Source organism: Massilia sp. Root335 (assembly GCF_001425685.1).
Taxonomy (GTDB): Bacteria; Pseudomonadota; Gammaproteobacteria; order Burkholderiales; family Burkholderiaceae_D; genus Telluria; species Telluria luteola.
Genome location: NZ_LMCY01000012.1, coordinates 94,336 through 102,433, shown reverse-complemented (window position 1 = coordinate 102,433; position 8,098 = coordinate 94,336). Strand labels below are relative to the sequence as shown.

Here is an 8,098-nt window from a genome sequence, read left to right as displayed (position 1 = left end):
GACGTCAAGGCGGCATCCGCCGGCGCGGCGACGGGCGTCACGCGCGTGGCGCCCGCCACGCTGACGGCGGCCGGCACCGACGTCGTCCTGCAGGCGCAGCACGATCTCACCGTCACCGACGCCCTGGACACGGCCGGCAGCGTGCACGCGCAGGCCGGCAACGACATCGTGGTCAACGCGCCGGTGAGCGCCGCCGGCGACCTCGATTTCCGCGCCGGGAACGCGTTCACGCTGGGCGCCAACGGCAGCCTCAAGACCGGCAACTACATCGACGTCAGCGCCAACCAGGTCACGCTTGCCGGCACGATCGCCGGCAACGGCCAGTTGCCGGTGCTGACGTTGACGTCGACCGATCCGGGCCGCGCCATCAGCATCGGCACCGGGACCGGCGCCACGGACGCGCTGGTGCTGGACGCCGCGTCCCTGCAGCGCCTGAGCGCCAACCTGTATGAGCTCAACGTGGGCAACAGCGCCCACACGGGCACCGTGACGGTCGACGGCGGCTTGAGCGCCGCGACGAACGTCGTGCTGGAAAACGCCGGCGACATCCGCATCGGCGCGCCCGTCGACCTGTCCGCGAACGCCGCCAGCCGCTTCATCGCCAGCCAGTACGCGAGCGGCGGCCTGGTCGACGTCGCGGGCGCCGTGACGGCATCGAAGTCCGTGCTGCTGCAGGCCGACCGCCTGGCCATCGGCGCGCCCGTGGCCGCCGCCAGCGTCACGCTGCAACCCAACAGCGTGGACATGCCCATGATCATCGGCGGCGACGGCCCGGCCAACGGCTTTGTGCTCGGCCAGGCGGCGCTCGCCAACGTGAAGGCGAACGAACTCACGATCGGCGGCCTCGCCGGCAGCGCGGGCGGCATCGACGTCGTCGGCGCCACCGCGCTCACCGACGGCGGCATGCCCGCGAAGCTCACGCTCGACGCCGGCGCCGGCTACCTGTCGATCGATGCGCCGCTGAGCGTCGCCGGCACGCTGGCGCTGACGTCGAACGCCGGCATCTACGAGAAGGGCGGTACGGTCAGCGCGGGCGCCGTGGCGCTGCGCGGCGGCGCGGTCGTGCTGACGGGCGCCAATGCGATCGGCACGCTGGCCGGCACCGGCACGGGCAATCTGTTCCAGGTGAATACGGCGGGCGGCCTGCACATCGGTGCCGTCGACGGACTGGCCGGAATCGGCGCCGCGAGCGCCGACGTGCAAATCGCCAGCGGCGGTGCGCTGGCGCTCGACGCCGGCGTGTCCGGCGCCAGCGCCATGCTGGACGCGGCGGGCATCGCGGGCACCGGCGTCGTGCAGGCCGCCAGGCTGGTGCTGACCTCCAGCGCCGGCATCGGCACCGCGGCGAATCCGCTCACCACCCGCACCGCCGCGCTGACGGCGACCAACAAGGGGGCGGGCACCCTGCCCATCAACATCGCCAACACCGGAAAGCTCGAGCTCACGCGGGCCGTGCAGGATGGCGACGGCAACGACGGCGCGATCGCGGTCGACAGCGTGGGCGGCATGACCGTGCCGGCCTTCGATGTGACCAACGGCGCGGGCGAAGTGCGCACCAACGGCGGCGACATCGGCCTCACGACGCACAGCCCGCTGACCATCCTGGGCCGCGTGGCGACGACGAGCGGCAACGTGCGCCTGCTGGCCGACAACGGCGGCGTCCTCACCATCGACGCGAAGGCCAACGTGATGTCGGTCAGCGGCAACGTCAGCATCACGGCCGGCTCCACCCAGATCGCGACCGGCACCGTGACTGGCAAGCACGTGGACATCAAGACCACGGACACCGCGACCCCGCCGCCGCCGCCACCGCCGACCCCGACCCTGGACGCCTGCCTCGCCAACCGCAGCGCGGCCGGCTGCGGCCCGGTGCTGGCGGCCGCGCTGCAGGCCTGCGTGGCCGATCCGTCCGGCCCGCGCTGCGGCGAAGTGCTGCCGACGTACGACACCTGCGCGGCCCATCCGACCACGGACGGCTGCGCCCCCGTGGTCAAGGAACACGACGCCATCACCGCCTGCATGCTCGACCCGGCCGCGCCGGGCTGCGCGACGACGCTGCCCGTCTACGACGTCTGCAAGACCGATCCGTCGACGTACGGCTGCTCGGTCGTCATCAAGGCGCACGACGCGGTCGCGGCCTGTATCCTCGACCCGAAAGCGCCGGGCTGCACGACGACGCTGCCGGTCTACGACGTCTGCAAGACCGATCCGGCGACATATGGCTGTTCGGCCGTCATCAAGCTGCACGACGCCCTCACGGCCTGCATCGCCAATCCGGCGGCGCCGGGCTGCGCGGCGACCTTGCCGTCGCTGGACCAGTGCCGCGCGGACGGCAGCGCCTACGGCTGCGCGCCCGTGCTGGCGCGCGCCCGCTTCGACGCCTGCCTGGCCAATCCGTCCGGCGCCGGCTGCGGCGACATCCTGCCCAAGCTGGACGTGTGCAAGCTGACGCCGTCGCTCGAGGGCTGCACGCAGGTGCTGGCGCTGGGCTTCCAGGCCTGCCTCGCGAACCCGCATGATCCGGGTTGTGCGGGCATCCTGCCCTCGCTGACGCAATGCCAGGGCAACAGCAAGCTGCCCGGCTGCGATGCCGTGCTGCCGACGCTGGCGCAATGCATCGGCAGTCCGAGCCTGCAGGGCTGCGACGTGCGCCTGCCGACGCTTGCCCTGTGTGCGGCGGCGCCGGGCACGGCGGGCTGCGAGGCGGTGCTGCCGACGGCATCGTTCTGCAGCACCCATCCGGGCGACGCCAGCTGCGTGACGTTCAGCGGCAGCGGCGGCGCCGGCCAGAACGCGCAGGGCACGCCGGTGGCCCAGGCGGTGCAGACGGCCGTCCAGGTCATCAATACGACCATCCCCGCGGTCGCGGTGCTCGTCGCCGCCGGCGGCGGCGACGCCAAGGACGACCGCGCTGCCTCGGCCGCCAAGCCGGGCGAACGCGCGTCCGGCCCGGCGCAAGCGGAACTATCTGGAGTGAAGAATGAAAAACCTGCGACCAAAATGTACTGCAATTGAGGCATTGGCCCGGGCCGTGCTGGGTGCCGCGCTGCTGCTGGCCGGCGGCGCGGCGTGGGCGGGCCAGGTCGTGGGCGTCGTGGCGCACCTGAGCGGCCCGCTGCTGGACCGCAAGGCCGACGGCACCGTCAAGGTGCTGGCCGCCAAGTCGGAGGTCGAGAGCGGCGATACGCTCGTGTCGGAAAAGAATACGTACGCGCAGATCCGCTTCATCGACAACGGCGAGATCACGCTGCGTCCCGGCACCACCTTCAAGATCGAGAACTTCGCCTACGAGGCCGACAAGCCGGAAGGCGACAGCGCCGCGTTCAGCCTGTTGAAAGGCGGCCTGCGCTCGATCACGGGCCTGCTGGGCAAGCGCAACAAGGAGAAGTTCTCGCTCAAGACGCCGGCCGCCACCATCGGCATCCGCGGCACGACGTTCATCGCGCAATGGGTCGACGCGTCCGTACCGATGCCGCCGGTGCCTGGCGCGGCCACGCCCGTCCCCAACGGGGCGCCCGGCCTGACGCCGAACCTGGCGCCCGGCCTGCACGTGGCGGTGCTGGAAGGGATGATCGTCGTGACCAACGCCGGCGGCGTGCAGAACTTCCCGGCCGGCCAGTTCGGCTACACGCCCAGCTTCACCATGCCGCCCGTCGTCATCCCGCAGAATCCGGGCCTGAAGTTCGAACCGCCGCCGGTGTTCAACGGCGCCGCCAGCGGGCCGCTTGCGTCGCGCAGCGAGGTGGCGCAGAAGGGTGGCGTGGATTGCATCGTCAGGTAACCGCAACGGCAAATATCGTCGTTCCCGCGCAGGTGGGAATCCGGGTTGTGTGCGCTGCGTTTGCGGCGGATGTCGCGGCTTCGGCGACGGAGCTTGGGTCCTCGCCTGCGCGGGGACGACGTTGGTGAAGTAATGTCGGGCGCGGGGATGACGTTGGTGAGGTAACGTCGGGGCGGTCGATTGACGGGACAATAAAAAAGCCTGTGCACCTTCCGGCGCACAGGCTTTTTGTCTGGGCGGTCGACCCGTTACAGCACGTCGCTCGCGTGATCCGCCAGGCGCGAACGCTCGCCGCGCGCCAGGGTCACGTGGCCGCTGTGGCCCCAGCCCTTGAAGCGGTCGACGACGTACGTCAGGCCGCTCGAGCCTTCGGTGAGATACGGCGTGTCGATCTGCGCGATGTTGCCGAGGCAGAGGATCTTCGTGCCCGGACCCGCGCGCGTGACGAGCGTCTTCATCTGCTTGGGCGTCAGGTTCTGCGCCTCGTCGATGATGAGGAACTTGTTGACGAACGTGCGGCCGCGCATGAAGTTCAGCGACTTGATCTTGATGCGCGAGCGGATCAGGTCCTGCGTCGCCGCGCGGCCCCAGTCGCCGGCGTCGCCGTCGGACTTCATCAGCACTTCCAGGTTGTCGTCGAAGGCGCCCATCCACGGCGACATCTTTTCTTCCTCCGTACCGGGCAGGAAGCCGATGTCTTCGCCGACCGGCACCGTCACGCGGGTGACGATGATCTCGTTGTAGACCTTCGTCTCCAGCACCTGTGCCAACCCGGCCGCCAGCGCCAGCAGCGTCTTGCCCGTGCCGGCCTGGCCGAGCAGCGTGATGAAGTCGACCTCGGGATTCATCAGCAGGTTCAGCGCGAAGTTCTGTTCGCGGTTGCGCGCCGTGATGCCCCACACGTTGTTCTTGTTGCTGGAATAGTCGCGCAAGGTCTGCAGCACGGCCGTCTTGCCGTTGATCTGCTTGACCTGGGCGTACAGCGGCGCCTCGCCGCTCTTCGGTTCCAGGTACACGAACTGGTTCACGAGCAGGCTCGGGATCAGCGGACCGGTCACGCGGTAGAACGTGGACGAATAGCCGCCCTTGATCTCCTGCCACGATTCCACGCCCTTGCCGTGCTTCGTCCAGAAGTCGTCCGGCAGCTGGACGATGCCCGAGTACAGCAGGTCGGTGTCTTCCAGCACGTGGTCGTTGAAATAGTCTTCCGCGGCCAGGCCCAGGGCACGCGCCTTGATCCGCATGTTGATGTCCTTCGACACCAGCACGATCGCGCGGCCCGGCTGCTCCGTTTCCAGCGCGCGCACGACGCCGAGGATCTGGTTGTCGGCCTTGCCGGACGGGAGGCCCTCGGGCAGCGCGGCGCCGTTCAGGCGCGTCTGGAAGTGCAGGCGGCCCTTCGCATCCTTGTTGCCCAGCTTGGCCAGCGGGATGCCGGTCTCGATGGCCTCGTCGTCGACGTTGGCGATCAGCGCGTCCAGCGTGCGCGAGACCTGGCGTGCGTTGCGCGCGACTTCCGACATGCCCTTCTTGTGGTTGTCGAGTTCTTCCAGCGTCATCATCGGCAGGTAGACGTCGTGTTCCTCGAAGCGGAACAGCGAGGTCGGGTCGTGCATCAGGACGTTGGTGTCGAGCACGAACACCTTCGTGGTGCCCGACGTGTCGGCCTTGCGGCTCGCCTGCGACTTGACGTTGACCTCGACCGGCTTGTGCTTGGCCGGATGCGGTTCGTTCATGTCCGTTTCGCGCAGCTTGGCGCTGGCGCCGCCTTTCGCGGCTTTGCCCGGTTTCGCGGGCTTTTCGGCGCGGACGGGGGCAGGCGGCGTTACCGGTGCTGCCACCGCGGGCGCGCCTGCCGGCGTGTCTTCGCGCGCGGGCGCTTCGGCCAGCAGCGCGGCCTTCGACTTGCGGGGTTTCGTGGTCTTGGGGGCCGGTACGGCCGCGCCACTGATCAGGTCTTCGACCGGGTCGTTTTCCGCCTTCGCGGCTGCGCGGACAGGCGATTTGCCCGGTTCGGCCCTGGGATAATCCTTGGCCAGCAGGATGGTTGCCGGCTTGGTGGGTAATTTAGGCAGTGGCATCAGGGTCTCAATCTAGAAAAAAGTCGGAAAAACGCACCACGCGGCGCATGCGCGCCGCCGGGCAGACAGATGCAACTGGGGAGAGCTGCGAGGCGCCGGCGGGCCCGGACGAGGGCCCCTGGCCGGCAGCCAGATTGGAATGATGCGGTGAGGTAAAACGGTGACTCAAAATAGGCGAACGCTCGGCTAAAGGTTTGTCGAAACCATCGCCAGCCCGCTCTTCAAGGCTGGCTCTTCAAAAAATCCAGCACTTCATTCACGTGATCATTGACTTTCACGCCACGCCATTCTTTCACCAACTTGCCGTCAGCGTCAATGACAAACGTACTGCGCTCGACCCCCCGCACTTTTTTGCCGTACATATTCTTCATCTTCATGACGTCGAACCGGGTGCACACGGCTTCGTCCGGGTCGGAGATCAGGTCGAACGGCAGCCCCAGTTTCGCCTTGAAGCTTTCGTGCGAACGCAGGGAATCGCGGCTGATGCCGTAGACGGCGGCGCCCAGGCCCGTGAACTCGTCGTGGTGGTCGCGGAAGTTCATCGCTTCCGTCGTGCAGCCGGGGGTATTGTCTTTGGGATAGAAGTACAGCACCGTGTAGCGCGCGGGACGACCGTCCAGTTCGAAGGTCTGGTCGCCGGTCATCGGCGCGCTGAAGTTGGCTAACACCTCGTTGACCGAAGGCGCGGCGGCGCCAAGGGCGGATGCGGGGGCTGTGGTTGGGCTTTCGGCCACGGTTTTCTCCTGTCTGGGATGCGCGGCCGGCAAGCCGCGCTCATGCCACGGTATCGAGGATGATCAGTTCCCCTGACCGTCCCGGTAATTCGCCCCATTGCACCGGATACTCGGGCAACTGCGGCGCTTCCTGTTTTATCTTCTCATAATAGTCCGCCATCGACGCAAGTTGGTAGCCTTGGGCTTTCCAACCTGACAACAGCTGCTCGAATATGGGGGCGAGTTTCTGTCCTTCAAGCTCCGCGTGCAAGGTATACACATGGTCGCGTTTCGGGTTCGCCGTCAGCTTGAGCAGGTGCGCCGCGATGTTGTTCTCGTCGATGACGGCGCCGTCGATCTCGCGGCCCAGCAGCTCGTCCAGCGTCGGCAGCGTGGTCGGCATCTGGATGTGCGACAGGCCGCGGTAGCGGTACGGCCCCGCCTGCGGATCGGCCAGCGAACCGTCGTCGCGCAGTTGGGCGCGGCCGTCCGACGCGTAGCGGTAGCCCACGGTGTCGTGGCGCGCGAACGCGTGCTGGTTCATCTGCCAGCCGGCCGCGCCGAACGTGCGCGGCGCCGTGCCGAACACCTGTGCAAAGCGCTGCTCGCTCTTCTTCATCACGCGGTCGGTCCAGGCGGCGTCGCGGCCGCGGACGTTGTCCTGCCACCAGACGTGGTCCCACGTGTGGATGCCGCATTCGAAGCCGGCATCGCGCACGGCGCGCATCTCGGCAGCCGTCTTCGCGCCGATGTCCGGGCCGGGCAGCAGCACGCCGTACATCAGCGTCTTGAAGCCGTAGTGCTCGACGACGGAAGTGCGCGACACTTTCTGGAAGAAGCCGGGACGCAGCGCGCGCCGCATCGCCCAACCGGTGTGGTCGGGGCCCAGCGAAAACAGGAACGTCGCACCGGCCGCGTGCTTCGTCAGCATGCGCACGAGATTGGGCACGCCTTCGCGCGTGCCGCGGTAGGTGTCGACGTCGATCTTGAGGACGAGCAGCGGTGCCAAGGCCTGTCCTTCTTAATCGACGAGGGCCTGGGCCGCCGCGACCTGGCCGCGGTAGGCGTCGAAGATGCCGCGCAGCGCGTCCGCCATCGTCACGGTTGGCGCCCAGCCCAGGTCGTTCTTCGTGTTCTCGATCTTCGGCACGCGGTTCTGCACGTCCTGGTAGCCGGTGCCGTAGTAGGCGCCCGAGCTGGTCTCGACGATCTTGACTTTCTCGGCGCCGGCCGCGTATTCCGGGTATTCCGCGGCGAGCTTGAGCATCATGTCGGCCAGTTCGCGGATCGAGTAGTTATTGGTCGGGTTGCCGACGTTGTAGATCTGGCCCGTCGCACGGCCGTCCTTGTTCTCGATGATCTTCATCAGGGCCGAGATGCCGTCGTCGACGTACGTGAAGGCGCGCTTCTGGTGGCCGCCGTCGACGAGCTGGATCGGTTCGCCGCGCACGATGTGGCCGAAGAACTGCGTCAGCACGCGCGACGATCCTTCCTTCGGCGTGTGGATCGAATCCAGGCCGGAA

6 protein-coding genes are annotated in these 8,098 nt (G+C 68.1%); 2 read left to right on the top strand and 4 right to left on the bottom strand.

The annotated features are described in order from the left end of the window. A partial coding sequence (locus tag ASC93_RS09420; protein WP_162251835.1) for an S-layer family protein occupies positions 1–3,015 on the top strand: 3,015 nt, incomplete at its 5' end. Then, positions 2,981–3,781 carry a FecR domain-containing protein gene (locus ASC93_RS09415; RefSeq protein WP_082547892.1) on the top strand — a complete coding sequence of 267 codons (801 nt, stop codon included), beginning with the start codon at positions 2,981–2,983 and terminating at the stop codon, positions 3,779–3,781. The genes ASC93_RS09420 and ASC93_RS09415, both read left to right, overlap by 35 nt. 248 nt (positions 3,782–4,029) lie before the next feature. On the opposite strand, the gene ASC93_RS09410 is transcribed toward ASC93_RS09415, so the two are convergent. From ASC93_RS09410 to ASC93_RS31975, 4 genes are all read right to left on the bottom strand, one after another. Continuing rightward, on the bottom strand, positions 4,030–5,862 hold the full coding sequence (locus tag ASC93_RS09410; RefSeq protein WP_056440423.1) for a PhoH family protein: 1,833 nt from the start codon (positions 5,860–5,862) through the stop codon (positions 4,030–4,032). A gap of 221 nt (positions 5,863–6,083) precedes the next feature. Next, the gene (locus tag ASC93_RS09405; RefSeq protein ID WP_267874940.1) at positions 6,084–6,530 is read right to left on the bottom strand and encodes a peroxiredoxin; all 447 of its coding nucleotides are present in this window, start codon (positions 6,528–6,530) and stop codon (positions 6,084–6,086) included. 106 nt (positions 6,531–6,636) lie between these two features. Beyond that, positions 6,637–7,584, bottom strand: a complete 948-nt coding sequence (locus ASC93_RS09400) for a polysaccharide deacetylase family protein (RefSeq protein WP_056440419.1) — start codon at positions 7,582–7,584, stop codon at positions 6,637–6,639. A gap of 12 nt (positions 7,585–7,596) precedes the next feature. Next, on the bottom strand, positions 7,597–8,098 hold a 502-nt coding region (locus tag ASC93_RS31975; protein WP_229412661.1), incomplete at its 5' end, for an NAD-dependent epimerase/dehydratase family protein.

What these genes read in the sequence shown, in the direction of transcription:
- ASC93_RS09410 (WP_056440423.1), bottom strand. Translation starts at nt 5,862, where the DNA reads ATGCCACTGCCTAAATTACCCACCAAGCCGGCAACCATCCTGCTGGCC.
- ASC93_RS09415 (WP_082547892.1), top strand. Translation starts at nt 2,981, where the DNA reads ATGAAAAACCTGCGACCAAAATGTACTGCAATTGAGGCATTGGCCCGG.